This window comes from Photobacterium sp. GB-210 (assembly GCF_003026075.1).
Lineage (GTDB): Bacteria > Pseudomonadota > Gammaproteobacteria > Enterobacterales > Vibrionaceae > Photobacterium.
Genome location: NZ_PYNU01000008.1, coordinates 97,190 through 120,352, shown reverse-complemented (window position 1 = coordinate 120,352; position 23,163 = coordinate 97,190). Strand labels below are relative to the sequence as shown.

The following is a 23,163-nucleotide window of genomic DNA, read 5'->3' as shown; positions in this document are numbered from 1 at the left end:
TAACGACTTCCCTTTACCGTGGTTTAACTCATTATCGTTTGATTGCATTTTTATCATAAAAAGTGTCTATGGTGCTCAGGCCGAACCAGTCACTCACTTTACCTTCTGCATAATTGATAAAACTAGCTCACACCATTGCCTCTTCGTAGACTTTTTCGACCTCAGCAAACTTAGTGACGCTCTCTAGGCGAGTTAACGTGGTTAGTTTCATCGAGTTTTTCATTGGGCGATGTGGCACGTTGGTCACTGGCGTTTGCAGCGTTAGCGGTTTTCCGAGTTCAAATAAATAATACAAATCAGCAGAACCTGACTTCTTACCCGCTTGCTCTTCGGTAATGGTGTAGCGTGGTAACACTGTGACTCGTTTAACCGGCCAAAGTTTGTCAATTTGCTTGGTTGAACTTTGAGTGTCTGAAGTAGACGCCAACGCTAAATAACGAATTTCCTCGGCAATATGCTGCTTAAATTTCTGCAAAAACGTACTTTGAGGAAGGTGATACCACTGCGCTGTACCTTGCTCAAATTTTTCAAAGTAGCCATTATCACGGCCACGTTGCCCACTCAATGCCACGGTCATCGTCAAATCAGGGTACAGCACTTGGCGCATGCCGTAATAAGGTATGCGTGCTGCTTCTTGTACGTAAAGCCTTTCCGCCATGCCAGGCACAGGGTACATCACCTCATTGTCTTTCCCTGTTTGTGCATTCGGTGCTGTGCCAATTTGGGCTTGCAAGAACTCTAGCAACCACTGGTGACCGGAATACCCGCTCTCAGTCTGGCTAGGCAAGAGTGCAAACGCACCAATACCCACCTCTTCTATTGCGGCTGCGTAGGGGTTGGGTTTTGTGGCTTGATCAAAAAAGCCTGGGTATAAAGCAAACGCACCAAAAACAGGGCGACTTTTCTTGATAGGCTGACCTGTGATTGAACTGGATGAAAACTCAGATAAGCGCGGCTCTGATAAACGGATCAGAGCATCACGATAACGATGCATTTGGTTGATGGCATCGTCCGGTACGTAATCCGTACTTTCAATATTTTCATTGCTGTCATCAAAGCGGTTTTTATCGGTCTTAATACGGTACTTGGCATCAAACAGCCAAATAAACTGCTTTTCTTCTGATGAGCCCGAGTCTGCTTTTGTTAAATGGGCGCTTTTAGGCAATGTCACTTCCAACACAATATCCGGCTCTTGGTTAACCAAATACGAGCGTATTGATTTGCCCTTTTGGGTAAATTTAGGCTCGTGTGCCAGCCTAGCGGTCACGCCATCACTGCGCTTAAAGCGAAAGGCACCGGCAAAGCCATCTTTAAGTTGGTACTCAAAAAAGTCATTTGGGGCGAGCTTCGTCGCACTGTTTTTCACCAATTCAAAGCCAAGGTCCTGCTCTAAAATCTGTTTCAAACACAAAAAGCACCACACTTCGTAAATCTCAGCCACTGATTTCATTGAAATGCTCGACTGATTACCAAACACATCTAAATAAAATTTCAGCTCCTGCCAAACGCGATACACCGCGCTGTAACCGGTTTTTTGCTGAAGCACTAACGACTCGCGGCTTAACCCTGTGTATGCACCAACCTCTTTTAAAAAACTTTGACCTAACACTTTTTGCAGCGGTTGTTGCCAACTATGTAGTTCATTTAAAAATGAATCCGACAACCGTTGCCGTTCTGGTGCTTGGTTACTTTTCCTAAGCTTTTGTTCAAACTCCGCTAATTGCCGCTTGCTTTTACTCACCGCCATTTTGATAAAGCGGTTTTCTGGGGTATCCACACTCAGTTGCTTTTTTTCGACTGCATAGCGTTTATCGTACTGGCCATTAGCAAAGTCTTGCTTGACTTGCTCCGCTAACTTATGAGGCAAACGGGCTTTTAATTTGGCCGCTTTGATATTGGTAACCGTCGGTTGCAAACGGCTATGCGGTGCAGCACAAATTACTTTTAAGCCTTGCTCAAAACGCTCCTTTAACGCGGCAAAATTAGCCAACCACATCAGTGGAAAATGCCCACGATGCTGGCTAGTCGCTGCGTCTTGTTCCGTTTTTTCTACCAAACTAAAGCGCCAAAGAGGGTAAACTTTGTCGATGGTTTGATACATAGCGGGCAAGTCTTGGTGCAGTGCCATTTTGGTTGGCAGCACTTCAAAGGCTATGTGCTGAGTCTGTGTTTTGCCATTCAGCTCAAAAGTGAGTGGCAAGCGCAACCAACCTACATCATTGCTGGTATTGATGGTGCCGGTTAAACGTGCGGGCACCACGCCCCTTGCGGTTTTTACTTCGGGAGCAAAACGAAACGCCTCATTCACGCTTTGGCTGCGATGGGTTAACCGCGCATTAGTGACTTCACTAAAAAAGACCCATTCAAACTGGTACTGAGTATTCTCAAAAAACAGCGGAGAATTTAATGTCAACTCAGCGTGTTTCGCTAAGCCATTGGCAACAAGGCCACTATCATCTAACGCACTTGTATCTATACCGTCTGCAACTAGCCCTTGCGGTTCAATGACACTGCTCAGTTCAGGCGCAAAGCGCAATTCGTAGCTAGGTTGTACATCATTAGTGCTCGCCCTGTGCGCCATTGTATTCTGGTACACGCTCAACCGCTGGCTAATATCATTCGCCCAAACCGAAAACTCAAAGTCAGGGGTCTGTAATCGTATTAACTCTGGCATTCCTTACCACTCCTTACGCCATAGCTATGCTGGTTTTGATTATGAGTTACATTCATTGCAAAAGGCATAAAACAGCACCGACTCATTAAGGCCAGAAACTGGTGAAGGTGGCACTGGCTAATCGAGCGCTCATCCATTGTAATTTCGCTTTTGAACGGCAAGGTATACGTAGCACTTTTTGCTCATCTACATCATCCCCCTCTATCGCTTTCTCGCGATACAAGTCAGGGCGTTGGTTTGCTTCGTCTGTTTCAGACGCGAACCAAATGGGGGCTAACTGGTCTGCCAGCACAGTGCTAAGTTCTTCCAGCAAATCCTTGCGATTTGATGTAGTCAGTTTGTCGGTATCGCCTTCTATACGCGGCAGAACCTTACACATCATAAAGTCGTCCCATACGGCTTTTAGGGTCAGCTCATCTTGTGGTTGGCTGCTGGCCACAGCAAGAAGAAGTTCATTTAAAGCACGAAACGCTAATTCAAATGGCGTATTTTTTAGTACAGCATTAACGGCAGATAAAAACGCAACAGTTTTTGTACCATCAGCATCAAAGGTATTGGCTAAATCTGTTTTGCTGGCGTTTGACCAAATAGGATAGCTTAGGCGTTTATTGCTGCTGGTTGGAGTGAAAAAGTCGTTATAGTCGTTAGGGAAAAACGCACCAAAATCAAAGCTCAGCGCTCGGTCAATCACTTTGCGTGAAAAGCCGTGGGTGGTTTCATCCATATTCACCGTGCCCGCGACCAGCAGGTTAAACGGAATACCTAAACCATATTGGCAAATATGTGCCCACAGCTCATCGTATTGCACACCATCAAAGCCTAGTGCTTCACGCAGCTTTTCTTTATCCGCAACTTCTTTAATGGTGGCGGGTTTTAATAAGGCATCACTGCTGTAGGTAAAGCTGTCACCTGTCCAACGCCATTCGCGGGTTTCAAGCACCGACAAATAATCGGCAAAGTACTGCTCAACGGGGGCAAGGTTCATTTCATCCAAACACAACCAGTAAGGCAATACTTGCTCAAGTGCATCACGTTCACCTGTTACCACTAGACGCTCGCCTTGGTCTTCGTTTACTTGCACTTCAACGGTTAAGCCACTATCAGCAATTGCACGCCACGCTTTGGCGATAAACTGCAATACATCAGTGGTGATGTATTCAGCAGCGCCGTTTAAACGGGAGATATACCCCATCAAATCACTCGGCTCATGCCAGTCGGGGCGCACCGAGGTTAAACAATAGGTTTCAGCAAACTTCCCCGAGGTTTTGGCTTGTTCACGCACAAAACGGGTTTTACCTGTACCAGAGATGCCAGCTAAGAGAAGGAAGGGTTTGGATAAGCTCGTATATTGATTGGAATGCTCTTCAGCCAAGAACTCAGCTAGTTTTTTACAAGCAGCACTATACATAGAATTACCACTTTTATCGGCTTGCAACCATTCAGCTACTTGCTCAAGTTCACTTAACGCCTTTAATACTTGTTCAGAGTCTAATTGATACAAACTAAGTACATTGGCGGAGATATTACTTATGAACCTGTCACAATAAGTGATACCTGAACCTGAATAAGATGATGCGGTTTTTTCAGACAAACCTTTACTTAGCATCCATGACTTAAATTTTTCTTTAATCGATTTAACAACCAAATCAACATTAACTTTTGGACTTCCATCCGTAGAGGACAAATCGAATTTCTCTATAAAGTCAAAATCAAAAATTGATATTATCTTTTTTATTTCCGTAGCTGCATACAGTGTCTGCCCAAAAGGTGCACCACTTAAATCTCCTGCTTTTTTCTTTACAAAAGAACCATCAAATTTGATGGTTAATGCTTCTGGAGTTCCGCCAAAACTTAATAACAAATCAGCTTTTGTTACGTGACTGGTTTGATTGAAATCTGATTCATCCAGATCTGCTATGAATAGTAATTCGAAAATATCGCTTGAAATTAAACTAGCTTTTGATTCAAGCTCGGCAAAGCTGTCTAGCCAAAAAAGTGACTGCATAACTTTATTTGCAGAAACTTTATTTCCTTTGAGAAAGTAATATTTGACTTGATCGACCCAATCATTTGTGAGCAATGCAAACCAGTACTTATCTGAGTATGACGACTGAGCATCAGATAGGTAGAAAGCATTATCTGCAAGCTCTGAAAAACGTTTCATATCTGACTTTAGATAAGAACCATTTCTCTTTCTTTCTACAACACATATCAAAAACAACACTAATCCCATAAAGGTATCGGGCTTTTTTATGTTTTGTTCAACATAGGTTCTTGCTTCTCGGATTTTATCTAAAGACAAGTATGTCATACTAATCAGCCCTTAACTTTTATAATATTTTTAATAATTGCTTGAACGACATTTACTGTTACTGAGTTACCTAATTGCTTATAGGCTTGTGCTTTAGATACTCTGAAATGAAATTCACCTGGGAAGCCCTGAAGACGTAGCGATTCAGCTACAGATAGCTTTCTCTGGATATCCCATAATTTTGGGACACGATTAGCAATAATCGTGGGTGCATACGTTTCTAAGCTAGCGTAAAACGCTTCTTGTATCTGAGTTTTTGCAACGTCTCCGACATGAAACCTTAAAGAACCATCAGGTTTCAAGAAGGAAAATACTCCATGCCTTCCTTTCTTAGTATGAGGTTGATACATTGAGTTGTCATGCTGAACTCTTTCCTGTTTTTCATAATTATCAAAATGATATTTAATTCTATTTTTTTCAAAATCCGTGATTGATAAAGACTGGTCATCTTCGCTTAAGTTAATTATATCTTTAAGTTTAGTTTTCCTATCTTTAAAGTCTGGAAATGAAAAATCAGTAATACCGAGATCCTTTCGAATAGCAACGCAGTACCACCTTTCACGATATTGAGGAACGCCATAATCGTAGCTGTTCAGAATAGTCCAATGAGGATCATAACCTGCTTCTTCTAACGCTTTGAGCGCTATAAACATAGTCTCCCCTTTGTTATGGGATTTAAAACCTTTCACGTTCTCTAAAAGTGCAAACTTTGGTTTTTTTTGCTCCAATATTCTAAGAACATCGAAAAATAACGTGCCTCTTGTTTTATCCTCAAAACCTTCACAGCGACCTGAATAGCTGAATGGTTGGCATGGGAAGCCAGCCAAAAGAACGTCGTGATCAGGGATGTTTTTTTCCTGAACTTTTGTTATGTCACCAAATGGATACTCTCCATGATTACATGAATATGTATTCTGAGCGAAAGAATCGAATTCTGAAGAATATACACAAATCCCGCCATTGGCTTGAGCTCCTAACCTGATCCCACCGATTCCTGCAAATAAGTCGATAAAACGAAACTTACCGTCAAAATCAGGCTTTAGCTTTAAAGCACCAAATACCTCATTAAAGAACACGTATCTCGTTGTGTATAAACCATCTTTTTGTAGCTGACTTATTACATGTTCTTTGAGTTGTTCTGGTTTGCTAATTTCTGAATTACAGTAAAACTGGCTATCGGTCGCAATGGCGTGTAACCATTGGTCAATTACCGCTTCAACGTCACTGTCTTGTGGCACATGCTCAAGTGCCAAGGGTTTAATAATTTCTTCTGCTTGTAAAAGGACGTTGGTTTTATTGATCATTATTAACTACTACTAAAAATTCTTGATGAATGACTGTAGGACGAAGCATGGTTTTTGTGCTTTGCATTTCAACCAAGTTGTACTTGCCCAATGTTTTCAATGTTCTCGACACATTACTCACCGCCCGACCGGTAAGTGCTGCCAGCTCAGTTACCGATTGCGGCTGTTGCTCGGCAATCACTTTTAACAATTGCTGGTTTTCTTTCGACAGCACATTGGCCACCGATTTCAGCGAGTCGAACCAGATATCAACAGGGTAATCGGGGTCTGAGCTTTGCCCTTTGATCCCAATCACACAGCGAGATTGTTTTGCGTTTTTCATTTCTTTACTCGCTTTTTTACTTGAATTGTTTGCCCGCACTCACTACTTTCCCCTATCAACTATCAAAAAGACCAGCGCTAGAGAATGCGTAATACAGCTTTTGAACAAGCTAAAGACTGTACGTTTATACATAAACTACGCATCTTATCATCTACTGATAATAGCGCAAGACTATTTTCCATTTAGCACAATTACAAGCCCCGTCCCCAGTAAGCGCACAACCAGTACACTACAAACGATAAGCCCACACAGGGTTTATCGCCTATTTAGTCAGCCAAGATACTGCCTTTCACGCAGTACATGCGAGGGCGGGTGTTATCGGGCTGGCTGATTTTTCACTGTGGTCGGTTACACCATCAGGAACCAGGTAACCTGCGGCCATTAGTGCTTTAGCTGCACAATCTGGGTTTAAGTAGTTTAAGCCAACCTGTTGGATAAAATATATGCCCTACCTATGCCCATTCCCACCGACGATATAGCTTTTAATTTGAAGACGAACACATAACCAATACAAAAAAGTTACCCGTAATACAATTCCAATTCATAGCATTATATTTCCCTCCTCACGCAACATAAAATGCGGCCTCGCTGATTACCTCACACATAAAACTTATCTAAAACATATTTTCATTAAGGGATAAATATTGAAAGTATCAACTCTTGCTCTTGCGATATTATCAACGCTACTGCTATCTGCCTGTGGAGGAGGAGGCGGTGGCTCTGATTCAGATAACACAACCACAGCCCCAACTCGAAGTATTCAAGGTAAAGCCATTGATGGTTATGTCAAAGGTGCCACTGTCGGTTTAGATTTAAACTTTAACGGTAAATTGGATGCAGGAGAACCAACAACAATCACAGGCGACAATGGTGCGTATATTTTAGATATCAAATCAAATAGCGATGCTTCTTGTGCTGACTATGTACCCACAATTGTTGATGTTCCTGTTGGTGCTATCGATGAAGATCTTGGTGTTGTCGAAACGGCATATACCATGACAATCGCGCCCGCGATATTCATACCTAGTGATAAGGATATTCGTGATATCACGCCGCTAACAACAATACTTTGGGACAATATTCAACGAGATCTCGAAACCAGTAATCTAGGAATGCTTAGCTGCTCAACTATTCAAGAACAATCTGAAACTCGCGAGCGTATCAGTGGGATGTTGAAAGAGCAGGAGTACCGTTTACAGCTTCGCTTCAACGTACCTGTAAAAGAGCTATACAGTGATTTCATTGCATCCGGTAATACAGCGTTAGCTTCTAGCGCTGCTAACCTTGTAAAGGGAATGCAGTTATCTTATGAAGAAACACGTGTAATGTTACAAGATCCAAATGTGGTATATGCAGACGTTGAGTATATGCAAGGGCATTGGAACCACATGATGGAAGACGAAACTAACTCTACTCATTGGCATCGTGTAACAAGAGTCCAATACAAAGACAAATCAACCACCGCACGTATCGAACGCATGTCAGATGACTTAACCACTGTAGTTAAAACAATGGAAGATTCAATGAAGCGCGAACGGACTGAACGCGGCCTTACATTGCTTGAAAACTTTGCGATTGAACCTGACGGCTGTAACTCTGTGATTGAAGTGGTACAAGCATCGACTGATGGCTATGGTTTACGTAACCAACATCATGCTGCTGACATTACCTCTTTGCAGGACTGCCAAGATGTAACGAACTCGACGTCGTTAACCGCTCAAACTATTTTAACTTTCCGTACGAATGGCCTAGAGCACATAGGAAAAATAGACGAAGGTGGGCAATTTAGGTTCGATGAGAAAGATATATATACCAATCGCGATTTGGCGTTAGCTTTTGAAACAATGTCCCCTGAGGACTTAGATCAATACAACTACATTTCTCAAGACTTTACCGATTCATTTACACACAACTCAACATCGGCACTACGTAACCAAGCAACCAATCTAGAAGATCGTTACATCTGGATTGACCGCGATCTCACCCAAGGACTATGGAGTAAGATAATTCAATTTAAATCAGGAATTTACGAAAACTATTGTTCTGACGATGGTACTACGTGGACACCAACAGATGTTATAAGTAAATGCATGAATAGCTCTGTAGAATAAACAATAAAACAGATAATTATTTCATAAGATCAACGTGAACTAATTACAAACATTTAAAGGCGACTTCTTAGGAAGTGGCCTTTTTTGTATCTGATTTTGTCATTTCTTTTCTTATTTTCTTAACGCAAAGAGCATCGAAATATTGAACGCCTGAGTGTTAAAGATCCTGACTGCCATTACCCTTTTATTTCAATAACAGAGCCAGATCTCGTCCCTCCTAAACTAAAGCTATTCTTTATCTTCTCGCGTTAGCCTCGATCTAAACATCTGTTTAAAAATAATCGTTCAACCTAATAGGTTTAAGCTATTGAATGTATCGGCTATAACGATTTCCTAAATTTTGCTGTTTTAACAATAATGGCTTCAGAGATTTGATTTGCACTACAGCATAAAAACTTAAAATTATAGTTAAAAGGATTCCATCATGATCAACACAGAAATCAAGCCATTTAGCGCAACAGCTTACAAAGAAGGCAAATTCGTAGAAATCACTGAGAAAGACGTTTTAGGTAAGTGGGCGGTATTCTTCTTCTACCCTGCTGACTTTACTTTTGTATGTCCAACTGAGCTTGGCGATCTAGCTGACCATTACGCAGAGCTTCAAGAGCGCGGCGTTGAAGTATTCTCTGTATCTACAGATACTCACTTCACTCACAAAGCATGGCACGACAGCTCTGACACTATCGGTAAAATCAACTACTACATGGTAGGCGACCAAACGGGTAACATCACTAATAACTTCAATGTGATGCGTGAAGGTCAAGGTCTTGCAGACCGCGCTACTTTCCTCATCGATCCACAAGGTGTTATCCAAGCAATGGAAATCACTGCTGAAGGTATCGGTCGTGAAGCTGATGATCTAATGCGTAAAGTGAAAGCAGCACAATATGTTGCAGCACACCCAGGTGAAGTTTGCCCTGCAAAATGGAAAGAAGGCGAAGCAACACTAACTCCTTCTCTAGACCTAGTAGGTAAGATCTAATCTTCTTTACCTTTGATAATAATAAGTGATTTTATTCTCTATATAGATTCACTTATTACTTATCCTACTTTTAAATAATTCACTTATTTAAAAGTAATAAGGCATCAAGCATAAACGTCATGTTTGGTGCCTTATTCATTCAAATACCTTCAAACATATTTAAGCCTTTTTATATAGGCGATATGTCGTATAACAGTAGATCCGCATTCTTTATCTGCTGTTAAGCCGTAAATAAATTAAAAAGGCGAGATTATGTTAGAACAAAGCATGAAGCAGCAATTAAAAGCGTATTTAGAAAATTTAAAAACAGATATCCAACTGGTATTAAGTTTAGATGATAGTGACACTGCACAAAAACTGCATGAGCTTGCTCACGAGATCGCAGAACTAAACGATAAAGTGAGTGTTATTGAAGATAATAATGCCAGTGTACGTAAGCCTGTAATGCAAGTGGTTAACCCAACCAAACAGACCTCAATGAGCTTTGCCGGTCTTCCAATGGGACACGAATTTACTTCATTGGTATTGGCGCTACTACACAGCGGTGGTCACCCAATGAAACTAGAGCAAGCGGTTATCGACCAAATCGCAGCTTTAGATCAAGATATTGTTGTTGAAACCTTTATTTCATTATCTTGCCAGAACTGTCCTGATGTTGTGCAAGCGTTCAACATGATGGCAGCGATTAACCCACGTATTAAAGCAACCATGATTGATGGCGCAGCTTTCCAAGACGAAGTCACTGAACGTAATATCATGGCAGTACCGACTGTTTATGTGAACGGTGAAGTCTTTGGTCAAGGCCGTATGTCGCTTACTGAAATTTTAAATAAGTTAGACACGGGCGCAGCTAAAAAAGTAGCGGCAAGCCTAACCGAAAAAGCCCCATTTGATGTATTAGTTGTCGGTGGTGGCCCAGCGGGTGCATCTGCTGCAATCTACGCGGCACGTAAAGGCATCCGTACTGGTGTTGTTGCTGAGCGCTTCGGCGGTCAGGTAATGGATACCATGTCTATCGAGAACTTTATTTCTGTTAAAGAAACCCAAGGCCCTCGTTTAGCGGCAAGCCTTGAAGAGCACGTAAAACAATACAACGTTGATATTATGAGCGAGCAGCGTGTTAATAACATTGTTGAAGCTGCTGATACTGAAGATGGTTATACGCACGTTTATCTAGAAAGCGGCGCAATGTTAAAGGCACGTAGCGTGATCATCAGTACTGGCGCTCGCTGGCGTGAAATGAACGTTCCTGGTGAACAAGAGTATCGCAATAAAGGTGTGGCTTACTGTCCTCACTGTGACGGTCCATTATTCAAAGGCAAGCGCACAGCCGTTATCGGTGGTGGTAACTCAGGTATTGAAGCGGCGATTGATCTTGCGGGTATTGTTGAACATGTGACTGTGCTTGAATTTGCTGACACATTACGTGCTGACCAAGTGTTGATCAATAAAGCAGAAAGTATGCCTAACATCGACATTATTAAAATGGCACAAACGACAGAAGTGGTTGGCAATGGTACTCGCGTTACAGGTATCAGCTACAAAGATCGTAACACGGATGAAATCAAACACATCGAACTTGCCGGTATTTTTGTTCAGATTGGTTTAGTGCCAAACACTGAGTGGCTAAAAGAATCCGCCGTTGCATTAACACCACGTGGTGAGATTGAAATTGGTGCTCACGGTAATACTAACGTTAACGGTATTTTTGCAGCCGGTGATGTTACAACAGTTCCTTACAAACAAATTATTATTGCAATGGGTGAAGGTGCTAAAGCAAGTCTAGGGGCATTTGATTACTTAATTCGCACCCCTGCACCCAATAATAAATAGTATAACTATTAATTTTTAAGGCCGACTCGAAAGAGTCGGCCTTTTTATTATAAAAAATTAATTATTTAACTTAAGGGAATAGTGTTTATTAAACAATGCTTTTTCTATTTTACTTACATGCCAGAAGTTTTTGTTTTTAACTTTCCCAAAAAGTACATCATTTAATTCAGTTGTATGCCAATACTTTGGATCATTAAACTCTTTATCAAGATTAAGTTCCTGATATTCATCATTAGCTTTTAATGGTTCATCCGTAACACAAGCCAGACCTTGGTAGTTTAACAATTTCGTCATTCCATAATGTTTAGCTACCATTTCATCCATAGTGAGGTTAAGTTGCCAAATAACATAATCTCTGGGACCATCTGATGCCAAATATAGTTTTTTTGATAAAGATGCTAACTTATCAGCATCATATAAGTATTGCCATAATTCACTATACTCATCTTTCGTTGCTAAATGGTTATTTAAAGGGCAAAGGCTTCTAATTCCCCATCCATTTGCTTCTCTATCTAAAAGCCTATCACTGAGAATAGTAAACGTTTTATTTTTTATCTTATATTGCTTCGATGTTGTTAGTTCAAACTTACTTATTTTATTAGTGGCAATGAATTTTAAATCACTCGATATAGCTCTTAAAAATAGAGGACACTTAGGGGCATCATCATAATGGATAACAACAGAGTCATTTTCATAAGAGTCATAATATTCAAGAGAGTAGTTCCATTGACAAGACGTTAAAACATCAAATTTTACATTTTTTAATTCAGCGCCTGTATTAGATAAAAATTCGATGTTAATTTTATTATCATCTATAAATTCAGTTTCTAATAATAATTCAGGAATAGGATTTAAAGGTAATTGCGTTCTCTCAATATCAGTTAGATCATTTGAAACGAGGCTTGCTGAAAAATAATCAGCAAAACCATATGTCATACCACTCGAGTGCCCATAACCAAAGCCATGAGCAATTTCATGATACCAAGTCGTGTAAGCTGAATTAGTAAAATGCCTGTACTTACTATACTCAGGCTTAGTGTACTTGTAGTAAATCGAAGCCCACCCACCTGTCGTTGTTTCAAATAACGATAAGTTTGGCGTACTTCCCCCTCCAACGCCTTCTGCTTTATATTCATTTCTCATCACTTTTAATGTTAATCGGTGACCTTCTGCACCAAATCGCATTAAATTTCTTTGTGAAATAGGAAGTAAATCGTCACTATAATTATCACAGTTTTCATTATTTAAACTGCACCGTCGTTCAAAAAAAGCATCTTTTTCTTTTGTATAATTAAATGTATTCGCCAATAAGTGCATATTAGCTAAATAGACCTCAATAATTTTTCTTTCTACTTCATCAGGTAAAGAATAACACGTTGTACCGTCACCTTCTTTTTCAGAACATAAATCTTGATAAGGCCCCATAATCATTTGAGGATTAAACATTTTAGTTTGACTTTCAAGTTTAATATCTGCTGGAGATACAGAATAAAAATCGAGTACACCAGAACTATATGGTGGTAATTGTTGTGATAATTGTATTAGCACTATATTACCGTCAAACTTAACAGAAACCATTTTTAAAGGTAATGATGTTTTATTATCTATGTGCCAGTCGCCATCAATATAATTGAAATATATATCTGTGAAGTTAAATTTATTGCTCGGTTCATTGTTTTCTATATTAGTGATAACAGCATCAACTATCGGTGTTTTTTTTGGTGATACCAGCAAGTTTGTCTCAGTATATTTTACATTTTCATATTTAATCGATGTCAACGGTTCCTTTTCAAATAAAGCTTCTATTTTACAATCGTTATTAACACGATCAATGGTATAAAAATCACCATTTAATTCACCGTTACAACCTTTTATAGAGATCAGATTATTAAACTTACCAGGGGATATACTTACATTAATTTGTTTATCTTTTTCAATATGAAAATCTGATGGTAATAGCTCACCATCACCCTCAATGTTAGATGTTACGTGATATTTTTTCTTCTTAAATTCAGCATTAATGTTACAACTACTTATATCATTAATAATATAATATTCATTATCAAGGTAACCGTTACAGCCAGAAATTTTATGTAATATATATTGAGTATTATCTTTTATTATAAATCGATTTTCTTTATCAAATACTAATAAATCTGAATGAGAAACGGTTACACCATCAACTGAAACAAGTAGGTTAATATCTTGTTTTTTTTCATTTTGATCCGGTATCGGAAGCGTCTCATCTCCTTCTATATTCTCATCAACAACTGTTGAACCTTCAGGCTGAGGATTTTCTATGTCTTCATCAACAACCGTTGAACCTTCAGGATGAGGAGAAACATTATCATTTATAACGGAAGGGTTTTCTGGGGGTAATGCATCATTACTGTCAACAACGTCTTGCTCATTAGAGCGGGCAAAAGACTCTACATCAGATAAAGGTCCAATATCACTTTTTTCATTATCTTCCTTACAACCAAACATAGCCAAAAGCATAATTGAAACCACTATATATCTCACCAAGCATTCTCTTAATCAATACAATTCAACCAAGAGCATACAGGCTGCGCATCTAGATGCATAACAAGTAATAGTGTATTCGATGATTCCTTAGCTCAACCTCTCATCTACAACTTAAACATTGATTTTATTTAAATTATCATGGCAGTCTTTGTTGATATTCAAAATTCTTTCTATGATGATAACCGCACTTACACTTATTCCAAGAGAGAATAGTCAAGATCTTTAATATTAAATATCTATTGATAAACACAATACCGATTAAATACCTACAAACACTAACCAATACGGTTATTAATATCCATTTCAAATAAAATATGCACCAGAATACATATCAATCCTTAATGAGACATCATGAAAACCAATCGAATTTATTAATATAATTATTTTAATCAATACCTTATAATCACTAACCACTATTACAGTGACATTTCATACAGTATTAGCGATATTCTCTTCTAGTCACTTTTTTTTAATCGCGCATTTTGTCCCTTTTTTTACCCATATTTCCCTCAGGGTATATTTCTTTACCTAGATAAATCTCACTTTTGTTGCTTAAGGGATTCCTTTATTACAATAATAAGTAAACTCAATTATGACTTTTAAGAATGCCCTTTTGCATTCACCTTATTTTAAAGCAGGAAGCTAATGTTATGGAATATTTAGAGAGAATTAAGCGTTTAGCTAAGGTTCAAGGTATTAGCCAAAAACAACTTGGCGAAGCTCTAGATCTTCAACAAGGCACGATGAGCCGTAAACTATCCGGCAAGTACGGCATTGAAGTTCGTGAACTAGAAAAAATTGCAGATACATTAAATACCTCTATTGGTTATATTTTAACAGGTCAGGTCGATACAGGTACTCAAGCAACAACAACAATCAGTACTGAGTTAGATAGTGCCGCGACATGCACTTACATCCCTGTTATTCATCGTAAAGACTTTTCAGCATATAACGACGGTAGCTCTGTCGAGGTGATCAGCAAGCGCGCGATCCCCCAGCACCTAGAGCGTGAAGAGTGTTTAGGCCTGTTAATCGATAACGAAAATATTTCACAATGTGCGCCTGTTGGTAGCTATGCGCTAGCGACAAAAAAAGCCGATTACCGTCCTAAGCAACCTGTTTTTGCTTCTGTTCGTGGTAGTGAGCCTGATTTTTACCATATGACGCAACTCGCTGATGGTGTTGTATTCTCTACATCACAACCTGATTTTCCTAACTTATTCGTTAATAACGATGAGTTTCAAATTCACGGTTACATCATCCAATCTGATTGGGCTTACGATCGCCTGTAATTATCAGAAAACATCGAATATACGAAAGCCTGCGAGAAATCGCGGGCTTTTTTATTTTCCTTTTCCCGATATCATTTCAATAGTTTACCGACTCAATATCTTTCCAGTACACTGAGACGCATTCGATTTGATTTAGGTATTCACTCATGCAAACAGTTATGGTCGCTTCAACCAACCCAGCAAAAGTTGCTGCTGTACGCGATGCTTTCTCTCTCGCCTTTCCTCTGCTTTGTTTTAATGTTGAAGGTATTGCGGCCCAAAGTGGTGTTCGAGATCAGCCCCTTACCAGTGAAGAAACCTTGTTGGGCGCTCGAAATAGGGTAAAACACTGTCGTGAACAATGTCCTGATGCTAACTACATTGTGGGATTAGAAGCGGGGATTGACGACAAATTTACCTTTGCATGGATGGTGATAGAGCATGACGGGCAATATAGTGAATCACGCTCAGCATCATTACCGTTACCGCCATTAGCCCTTGAGAAAATACAACAAGGCATGGAATTAGGTGACATTATGGATGAAATGTTTAACCAACAAAATGTGAAACAAAAAGGCGGAGCGATTGCGATGCTCACCAATGATTTATTAACGCGAAGCTCGGTTTATCAGCAAGCGTTAATCTTGGCTTTGATCCCTTTCCTTAATCCGCAATTGTTCTAATAAAAAATAGGATATTGTTGAAATAACAATATCCTATTTTCAACATGATTATTGCTCTGGTTTATTCTGCGCAAGAAAATTCGCTAACCATGCTTTTGTTTCATCATCCTGATGTTTTAACTCATTAGAACCTCGGGTGATTGTAGCAACACCGACCCCTAATAATTCACTGATCTTACGCTGACTACGTTCACCATTGAGTAATTCATGGACGATATTCACACGTGAAATTAATGCTTCTCGCTCATCATGAGTTAATAATACTTGGAATAACAACGCATCTCGCTCCTCTGCAGAAGCATGGCGGATCAAATCAAGTACATTCTGCCACTCGGTGAAGTCAGGGCTATCAGAAGTTGTTGTCATAGTTACCTCATCAGGTATGTCATCTTGCTGCAGTGTACCTTGATAATCTATCGACACCAAGATATCAGCCAGTAATTCTCGATATTACAAATAAGAAAAAGCCGAGTGTCACAACACTCGGCTTTTATGGTTAATCACGATAGTAAGTCACTGTTATTAATAACGGGCTTTTAACTCTTTCTGCGTTAATAACGGTGCCTTTTTACCCATTAGTTCATTGTAGTACACATCGAACATAAGCACATTTTGCACATAACCTCGGGTTTCATTAAATGGAATTTGCTCAATAAAGCTATACACATCTAACTTACCGTCGGTCTGTTTTCTCCACTGTTTTACGCGACCAGGCCCTGCGTTATACGAAGCAAAAGAATAAATACGATTATCGTCATTGTTATCTAGCATCATTTTTAGGTAGCCACTGCCTAAGCGAATATTAACGCCAGGATCAAATAAGCTTTCTTTACCAGCATAATCTCGGCCTAATTTCTTCGCTGTATGCGCTGCTGTTGCTGGCATTAATTGCATTAAACCACGCGCACCAACGTGTGATTGCGCATGAATATTTAAGGCACTTTCTTGTCGAGCTAATGCCATCATGGTAGATGTCGGTATACCCCGTTTTTTACTAAAGAAGTCAAACCACCATTTATGCGCGAGTGGGAAACGAAGTGCCATATGATCCCATAATTTACCTGAAATCGTCGCCTGAACCGCTAAGTGATGCCACTTATGTTTTTCCGCATATACCGCTAACTCACGTTTAGTTTGTACCCCTTGTACTCTCGATAATAAGTAGCCCCATTCACGGTTTGCTGTTATTAGCCTATCAGTATCTATTAACTCACCAATACGTTTTAAGGTCTTAGTATAAGGTTGAATTAACTTAGTCGATGTTGGCCCTTTTTGATTAGGGTATACAATCGGCTTATGTAAGATTGTTGCAGCAGCAGCACTATAAAAATCACGCTCACCTAACAGTGATTGATAAATTTTATCGGCTTGCTTCTTTTGCCCTTTTTTCGCAAGTAGCTGCGCTTGCCAGAATGTCCAACGAGAGCTGTCTTTCGCCTCTTTTGGCAAGCGATTGATCCACGTTTGTACGCCGCTCCAATCCGCTTCACGGATCGAATTACGAATACGACGTTCTAAAATACTCACGTTTTGGCTCGTTTTCAGTTTGCTATCACGCCATTTCGCTAACGCAGGATCACTGGTTGACATGAGTCGTGATGCCACCGCATCAGCCAATGCTTGCTTGGTTGCTTTATCAAAATGCTGGCCCGCAACCACTTGATTATATGAAGCAACAGCTTGCTTAACATCAGCACGCGCTAAGCGATAATAGGCCGCTTCAGTTAACGCTTGGTTGAACTTGGTCACTTTGCTCTGTTTAGCAAAATCAGCCACGCCTTGAGGCTTATCTAATAGCGCAAGGATTTTGTCACCCGTGGCTTGTGAACTGCCTGTTAGTTGCTTATCAAGATAGGTAGCTAAACTCTTATTCCCTTTCTTAAACGCTAGCAACATACGATCAAGAATCAAGGTATTAGTACGTTTACCCGCAGCCGTCCATGCTTCTAATAATGGGTCACAAACCGCAGGTAATGTTCCCCCCGTCTCCCACAGTTTCTCTACTCCCGCCCATGCTTGGCTTGCATGACCGGTTTGGCTCTTAGCATAAAAGTAAGAACATTTTAGAGAAGTACTACTTGGCTCTGTTGGCTGCATCGATAGGAAGTCACGCCATTTCTCAGCCCCTGCAAGATCAGACAGGTAGTTACGCTGAATGGTTTGGCTAAAAGGCAATGCCTTATATTGGTTAACAAAGGTTTTTACTTGGCTAGGTGTTTTATTATCTAAGTCTTTATTAAAGAGACGGTATTCCAAGTAAGGGTATAGCGGATACCCACCTAATTTACTTTTGTTGGCATTAAATACCGCCATGTTATTGTTATCAAACGCTGTTTGCGCCTGATCATACCAAGTACGCTGTTGCTCTAACGAGGCTGCCTGCACGGTAAACGTGCTAATCATGCCCAGTGATAACAGTGCAATCGAAAAAATATTGGGGGAAGTTGGAATGCGTGGCACTAGAAGCTCCATATCAAATAGATGAAAGTAGAATCCCAGTTGCTTGGGCTAAACGGTACCAGCAACTACATCTGAGACAATCATATTAGCAAATAATTCATAAGCCTATTCAGATAATGGAATAGCCTTTTGTTACATTTATGCGAAATCAACCTGCTTTTTTGAGTCAGTTTTTTTATTGCTCTCGCCACCAAATATAAACAATTCTGTTAAACTTCAGTCCAGAACAGGTAAAATATTCCCTTTCATTTTTTAAGTAGAGATCACACACGGATATGGCTGATTACGTCTATACCATGTCGCGAGTGGGAAAAATCGTCCCACCTAAGCGTCAAATTCTAAAAGATATTTCACTGAGCTTTTTCCCTGGCGCTAAGATCGGTGTCCTCGGTCTAAACGGTGCAGGTAAATCAACATTACTACGTATCATGGCGGGTATCGATACTGATATCGAAGGTGAAGCACGTCCACAAGCAGGCCTAAAAATTGGTTACCTACCACAGGAACCAATCCTAGACGAAAGTAAAACGGTACGTGAGATCGTTGAAGAATCAGTGTCTGATGTAAAAGAAGCACTGATCCGTCTTGACCAAGTATACGCAGCTTACGCAGAGCCTGATGCAGATTTTGATGTACTTGCTAAAGAGCAAGGCGAGCTTGAAGCACTAATCGAGACCAAAGATGGTCACAACCTAGGTATGCAACTTGAGCGTGCAGCAGATGCACTTCGTCTTCCTGAATGGGATGCTGTGATTAAGAACCTATCCGGTGGTGAGCGTCGCCGTGTTGCTATCTGCCGTCTACTGCTTGATAAGCCTGACATGCTCCTACTTGACGAACCAACCAACCACTTAGATGCTGAATCTGTGGCATGGCTTGAGCACTTCCTCGTCGATTACAGCGGTACTGTTGTGGCTATCACGCACGACCGTTACTTCCTAGATAATGCTGCTGGCTGGATCTTAGAGCTTGACCGTGGTGAAGGTATTCCATGGCAAGGTAACTACTCTTCATGGCTAGAGCAAAAAGATGCACGTCTAAAACAAGAAGCATCTCAAGAGCGCGCGTTACAGAAGACTATCGAGAAAGAACTTGAGTGGGTACGTCAGAACCCTAAAGGTCGCCAAGCGAAATCGAAAGCACGTATGGCACGCTTTGAAGAGCTACAAAGCAACGATCACCAAAAGCGTAATGAAACTAACGAGCTATTCATTCCACCAGGTGAGCGTCTAGGTGACAAAGTTATCGAAGTGAACAACCTAACCAAATCGTTCGGTGATCGCGTACTTATCGATGACTTATCATTCAGCATGCCTAAGGGTGCTATCGTTGGTATCATCGGTGCCAACGGTGCGGGTAAATCGACCCTATTTAAGATGCTAAGTGGTACAGAGCAACCTGATTCAGGTACTATTGAGCTAGGTGATACTGTGAAACTGGCATCGGTTGAGCAGTTCCGCGATAGCATGAACGACAACAACACGGTTTACCAAGAGATTTCTGAAGGCGCTGATATCATCAAGATCAACAGCTTTGAAATCTCTGCGCGTGCATACGTGTCTCGCTTTAACTTCAAAGGTAGTGACCAACAAAAACGCATTGGTGATCTATCTGGTGGTGAGCGTAACCGTGTTCACCTTGCGAAACTACTTAAAGCAGGGGGTAACGTATTACTCCTCGATGAGCCAACCAACGACCTTGACGTTGAAACGCTACGTGCACTAGAAGAAGCGCTACTAGAGTTCCCAGGCTGTGCAATGGTGATCTCGCACGACCGTTGGTTCCTAGACCGTATCGCAACACACATCCTAGACTACCGTGACGAAGGTCAGGTGAACTTCTTTGAAGGTAACTTCACTGAATACGCTGATTGGCTGAAGAAAACGCTAGGCTCAGATGCGACAGAACCACACCGTATCAAGTACAAGCGTATTGCTAAATAAGCAATTCACTCGTGATAAATGAAAAAGAGCGGCTTCGGTCGCTCTTTTTGTTTATTAATAAAACAAGGGAGATAAGACCATTAAACTGCAAGGCTATTACACAAATGAGAGACAGGTAACTAGCAATAATTAATCTAAGCACATAGACTCTAGCTTCAGAAATTGCTCAATGTGTCTTCTTTCATGATGTTTAATATAAAATCGCTTGCTACCCAACTACATAAAAGTAATAAAAAAGCATTACTGATTAATAGTTTTCGTTATGGGGCCCTATTTCTGCTTTGTGGCGCGCTTACCTACAGTACACATGCCATATTTGAGCTTTATACCTCAGCCCAAAGCTCCCACCAGCAAGTCTCTAAACTACAAAAACAAGCCTTAGAGCTCAGTGCATCATTATCTGAAGAAACCGCATTAAATAGAACGTTGAACGCGACAATAGAGCAAAAAAAACAAGCCTTAACAATACTTAATCAACGTATTGATGATATGGAGAGTGTGCTGGGATTAGGTGAAAAAAATAAAGATCTTGATCTTCAAAAACGCGTTAATACCGCTGCGATCAATTCGGCGGTAAAAGCTACCCTGTTTCAGCTTATTCCTAATGGTGAACCCACTCCAAATGTACAATTAACATCAGGGTTTGGTACCCGTGTGCACCCTATAGCTAAACAACGAAAAAGGCATGATGGTTTAGACTTTGCGGCAAAAAGCGGGACGCCTATTTATGCCCCAGCCGATGCGGTAATAGAAAAAGCGAAGAGCAGCAAACATGGTTATGGTAATCAACTGATCTTAAATCACGCCATGGGATTTGTATCGACTTACTCCCATATGAGCAAATTTAATGTCAAAGCAGGGCAATTTGTGAATAAAGGGGAATTGATTGGCTGGACAGGAAATTCAGGTCTTTCCACAGGCCCTCATCTCCATTATGAGATCCACTTTTTAGGAAAACCGTTAAATCCACGTCCCTTCGTCAATTGGGATATTAAAAACTTCGACACGATCTTTAAAAAAGAACCCAATGTGCAATGGGCATCCTTACTCAACACGGTGGGTAGTATGGTTGAGATGCAGATACAGCTTGCTTCTAAAAATCATGAAGCAACATTTCAAACCGTTAGTCAGCCGAAATCAAATTCCAAACAAACCAACACACCTTAACGGTGAACGATAACGAAAAACGAGAGGCACGGTTCTTTATTCAAAAGAAACACCTCTCGCATTTCATTAATTGATCAGATCTAACAGCTCATGAATGGTTTTGACAGGCGTGATCTTCGCCCCTAAGCCTTCCATCGATTTATGGTAATTACGGTAAGGGATAAAAATTTCGGTAAAACCATGCTGCGCTGCTTCTTTTACCCGAGGTACACCGCTATCAATTGGGCGCACATCACCGTTAAGACTGAGCTCTCCCATAATGCACGTAGTACGCGGCACCACAAATTCATTCAGACTACTTAACAACGCCGCCACCAGCGCCAAATCAATACAGGTTTCCGACTCGTCAATTTTCAAGCCGCCAACAATATTGAAAAAAGTATCGTGATAAATCTTGGTCTTCGCATGTTTACGTAAGATCCCCGTTAGCATCTTTATCCGGTTCATATTCAACCCCACACAAACACGCTGTGGAAACTCACCTTCAGTTTCAGTGGTTAAACACTGAATCTCTAACAATAGGTTACGGTTACCTTTTCGAATACAGGTAATGGCAGAGCCTGAAGATTCTGTTGTTGAGCCAGATAAAAAGATCTCACTTGGATTATCAACACTGAGCATACCGCGCTCTGTCATACGGAAAATACCAACCGTATCAACATCACCAAAACGGTTTTTATTGGCACGCAATGTACGTACCTGCCCATCATTGGTATCAATGTGCAGCAGAGAATCGACAATGTGAACAAGGGTCTGAGGACCGGCAATTTCATTGTTTTTATTCACATGTGCGATCAAAAACATCGTCACATTATTTTGTTTACAGTACTGCGTTAATGCTTGCGCTGCCGCCTTTACTTGCGATGGCGAACCCGGACTACCATTGGCAAGCTCTGTTGATACCGCCTGAATGGAGTCAATCACCGCAAACTTGATTTGCTTAACTTCAAGCTCTGCGATGATCGCTTCAACACTGGTTTCCGCCATCAGATATAAATTATCTTCATTGCAATTTAACTTAAGTCGGTTTACACGGTTCTTAAACTGCGACAGAGATTCTTCTGCTGTACAGTAAAGTGATGGCATCAGCTGTGACATCCGAGAAACCAGATCTGACAATAGCGTTGTTTTACCCGCCCCTGGATCACCAGAAATAATATTCACTGATCCCGTCGTTAAACCACCGCATAACACACGATCAAGCTCGCCAATGCCCGTTAGCATTTTTTCAGCTTCAACGGTTTCAACTTCATTGAGTTTTTTAGAACCGCCCCCCACAACACCCGCATAGCCGCCAATACTTGAACGTGCCGAGCTACTGGTTAAGCCAGACTTGGTGTTAGGGATCGTAAATTCAGTGATCGTATTCCACGATTTACATCCAGAGCACTGACCTTGCCAACGAGCAAAGTCCATCCCACAATCACTACAAACATATGCTCGTTTTGCTGCTTTTGCCATTCTTTACCCTAAATGTCTAATCCATCGAATAAACCAATATTATTCAATGTAAACCTCAACTTAAATGTGAATTTTTGTTACTTTACATTAAACTTTTATCACCATTAGCAGATAA

At 40.6% G+C, this 23,163-nt stretch carries 15 protein-coding genes and 1 pseudogene; 7 read left to right on the top strand and 9 right to left on the bottom strand.

The annotated features are described in order from the left end of the window. Positions 1–127: 127 nt before the first annotated feature. The 5 genes and pseudogenes from C9J38_RS12055 to C9J38_RS22150 form a co-directional block, all read right to left on the bottom strand. Positions 128–2,674 (bottom strand): restriction endonuclease-like protein, encoded by a 2,547-nt coding sequence (locus tag C9J38_RS12055; protein ID WP_107207314.1) that lies wholly within the window; start codon positions 2,672–2,674, stop codon positions 128–130. A gap of 85 nt (positions 2,675–2,759) precedes the next feature. Continuing rightward, entirely contained in the window at positions 2,760–4,985 is a 2,226-nt protein-coding gene (locus C9J38_RS22030) for an McrB family protein (RefSeq protein WP_233218502.1), read from the bottom strand. Between the two features lie 5 nt (positions 4,986–4,990). Then, positions 4,991–6,289 carry a DNA cytosine methyltransferase gene (locus tag C9J38_RS12045; protein WP_107207313.1) on the bottom strand — a complete coding sequence of 433 codons (1,299 nt, stop codon included), beginning with the start codon at positions 6,287–6,289 and terminating at the stop codon, positions 4,991–4,993. Next, on the bottom strand, positions 6,279–6,611 hold the full coding sequence (locus C9J38_RS12040; RefSeq protein ID WP_107207327.1) for a helix-turn-helix domain-containing protein: 333 nt from the start codon (positions 6,609–6,611) through the stop codon (positions 6,279–6,281). The genes C9J38_RS12045 and C9J38_RS12040 overlap by 11 nt, the downstream gene beginning before the upstream one ends. Positions 6,612–6,877: 266 nt before the next feature. After that, a pseudogene (locus tag C9J38_RS22150) lies at positions 6,878–7,057 on the bottom strand (hypothetical protein); the annotation flags it as partial. Between the two features lie 198 nt (positions 7,058–7,255). On the opposite strand from C9J38_RS22150, the gene C9J38_RS12035 reads away from it, so the two are divergent. The 3 genes from C9J38_RS12035 to ahpF all read left to right on the top strand — a co-directional run bounded on the left by C9J38_RS12035 (position 7,256) and on the right by ahpF (position 11,537). Continuing rightward, positions 7,256–8,722, top strand: a complete 1,467-nt coding sequence (locus C9J38_RS12035; protein ID WP_107207312.1) for a hypothetical protein — start codon at positions 7,256–7,258, stop codon at positions 8,720–8,722. Between the two features lie 424 nt (positions 8,723–9,146). Next, entirely contained in the window at positions 9,147–9,704 is a 558-nt protein-coding gene (ahpC, locus tag C9J38_RS12030) for an alkyl hydroperoxide reductase subunit C (protein ID WP_107207311.1), read from the top strand. Between the two features lie 252 nt (positions 9,705–9,956). Beyond that, positions 9,957–11,537, top strand: coding sequence for an alkyl hydroperoxide reductase subunit F (gene ahpF / locus C9J38_RS12025; RefSeq protein ID WP_107207310.1), 1,581 nt, complete (start codon positions 9,957–9,959; stop codon positions 11,535–11,537). Positions 11,538–11,594: 57 nt separating this feature from the next. Here the strand turns inward: ahpF and C9J38_RS12020 are convergent, their stop codons facing one another. Next, positions 11,595–14,036 carry a hypothetical protein gene (locus C9J38_RS12020; protein WP_107207309.1) on the bottom strand — a complete coding sequence of 814 codons (2,442 nt, stop codon included), beginning with the start codon at positions 14,034–14,036 and terminating at the stop codon, positions 11,595–11,597. Between the two features lie 677 nt (positions 14,037–14,713). Here C9J38_RS12020 and C9J38_RS12015 point away from each other — a divergent pair. Both C9J38_RS12015 and yjjX read left to right on the top strand, forming a co-directional pair. Beyond that, positions 14,714–15,355, top strand: a complete 642-nt coding sequence (locus tag C9J38_RS12015; RefSeq protein ID WP_045128392.1) for a helix-turn-helix transcriptional regulator — start codon at positions 14,714–14,716, stop codon at positions 15,353–15,355. Positions 15,356–15,501: 146 nt separating this feature from the next. After that, positions 15,502–16,017 carry an inosine/xanthosine triphosphatase gene (gene yjjX / locus C9J38_RS12010; RefSeq protein ID WP_107207308.1) on the top strand — a complete coding sequence of 172 codons (516 nt, stop codon included), beginning with the start codon at positions 15,502–15,504 and terminating at the stop codon, positions 16,015–16,017. A 48-nt stretch (positions 16,018–16,065) separates the two neighbouring features. On the opposite strand, the gene trpR is transcribed toward yjjX, so the two are convergent. After that, on the bottom strand, positions 16,066–16,383 hold the full coding sequence (gene trpR, locus C9J38_RS12005; RefSeq protein WP_107207326.1) for a trp operon repressor: 318 nt from the start codon (positions 16,381–16,383) through the stop codon (positions 16,066–16,068). Positions 16,384–16,539: 156 nt separating this feature from the next. Beyond that, positions 16,540–18,489, bottom strand: a complete 1,950-nt coding sequence (sltY, locus tag C9J38_RS12000) for a murein transglycosylase (protein ID WP_107207307.1) — start codon at positions 18,487–18,489, stop codon at positions 16,540–16,542. 263 nt (positions 18,490–18,752) lie between these two features. Here sltY and ettA point away from each other — a divergent pair, with 263 nt between their 5' ends. Next, positions 18,753–20,420: an energy-dependent translational throttle protein EttA gene (gene ettA / locus C9J38_RS11995; protein WP_107207306.1), complete on the top strand. Its 1,668-nt coding sequence runs from the start codon at positions 18,753–18,755 to the stop codon at positions 20,418–20,420. Between the two features lie 183 nt (positions 20,421–20,603). Then, positions 20,604–21,587, top strand: a complete 984-nt coding sequence (locus C9J38_RS11990) for a M23 family metallopeptidase (protein ID WP_107207305.1) — start codon at positions 20,604–20,606, stop codon at positions 21,585–21,587. Between the two features lie 66 nt (positions 21,588–21,653). Here C9J38_RS11990 and radA read toward each other — a convergent pair whose 3' ends face one another. After that, positions 21,654–23,048, bottom strand: a complete 1,395-nt coding sequence (gene radA, locus C9J38_RS11985) for a DNA repair protein RadA (protein WP_005369493.1) — start codon at positions 23,046–23,048, stop codon at positions 21,654–21,656. Positions 23,049–23,163 lie beyond the last annotated feature (115 nt).

Excerpts from the sequence above, each read along its gene's own strand:
- ahpF (WP_107207310.1), top strand. The coding sequence starts at position 9,957 with ATGTTAGAACAAAGCATGAAGCAGCAATTAAAAGCGTATTTAGAAAAT.
- C9J38_RS22030 (WP_233218502.1), bottom strand. The coding sequence starts at position 4,985 with ATGACATACTTGTCTTTAGATAAAATCCGAGAAGCAAGAACCTATGTT.
- ettA (WP_107207306.1), top strand. The coding sequence starts at position 18,753 with ATGGCTGATTACGTCTATACCATGTCGCGAGTGGGAAAAATCGTCCCA.
- radA (WP_005369493.1), bottom strand. The coding sequence starts at position 23,048 with ATGGCAAAAGCAGCAAAACGAGCATATGTTTGTAGTGATTGTGGGATG.
- C9J38_RS11990 (WP_107207305.1), top strand. The coding sequence starts at position 20,604 with ATGATGTTTAATATAAAATCGCTTGCTACCCAACTACATAAAAGTAAT.
- C9J38_RS12045 (WP_107207313.1), bottom strand. The coding sequence starts at position 6,289 with ATGATCAATAAAACCAACGTCCTTTTACAAGCAGAAGAAATTATTAAA.
- C9J38_RS12055 (WP_107207314.1), bottom strand. The coding sequence starts at position 2,674 with ATGCCAGAGTTAATACGATTACAGACCCCTGACTTTGAGTTTTCGGTT.
- yjjX (WP_107207308.1), top strand. The coding sequence starts at position 15,502 with ATGCAAACAGTTATGGTCGCTTCAACCAACCCAGCAAAAGTTGCTGCT.
- C9J38_RS12020 (WP_107207309.1), bottom strand. The coding sequence starts at position 14,036 with ATGCTTTTGGCTATGTTTGGTTGTAAGGAAGATAATGAAAAAAGTGAT.
- C9J38_RS12040 (WP_107207327.1), bottom strand. The coding sequence starts at position 6,611 with ATGAAAAACGCAAAACAATCTCGCTGTGTGATTGGGATCAAAGGGCAA.
- trpR (WP_107207326.1), bottom strand. The coding sequence starts at position 16,383 with ATGACAACAACTTCTGATAGCCCTGACTTCACCGAGTGGCAGAATGTA.
- C9J38_RS12015 (WP_045128392.1), top strand. The coding sequence starts at position 14,714 with ATGGAATATTTAGAGAGAATTAAGCGTTTAGCTAAGGTTCAAGGTATT.
- sltY (WP_107207307.1), bottom strand. The coding sequence starts at position 18,489 with ATGGAGCTTCTAGTGCCACGCATTCCAACTTCCCCCAATATTTTTTCG.
- ahpC (WP_107207311.1), top strand. The coding sequence starts at position 9,147 with ATGATCAACACAGAAATCAAGCCATTTAGCGCAACAGCTTACAAAGAA.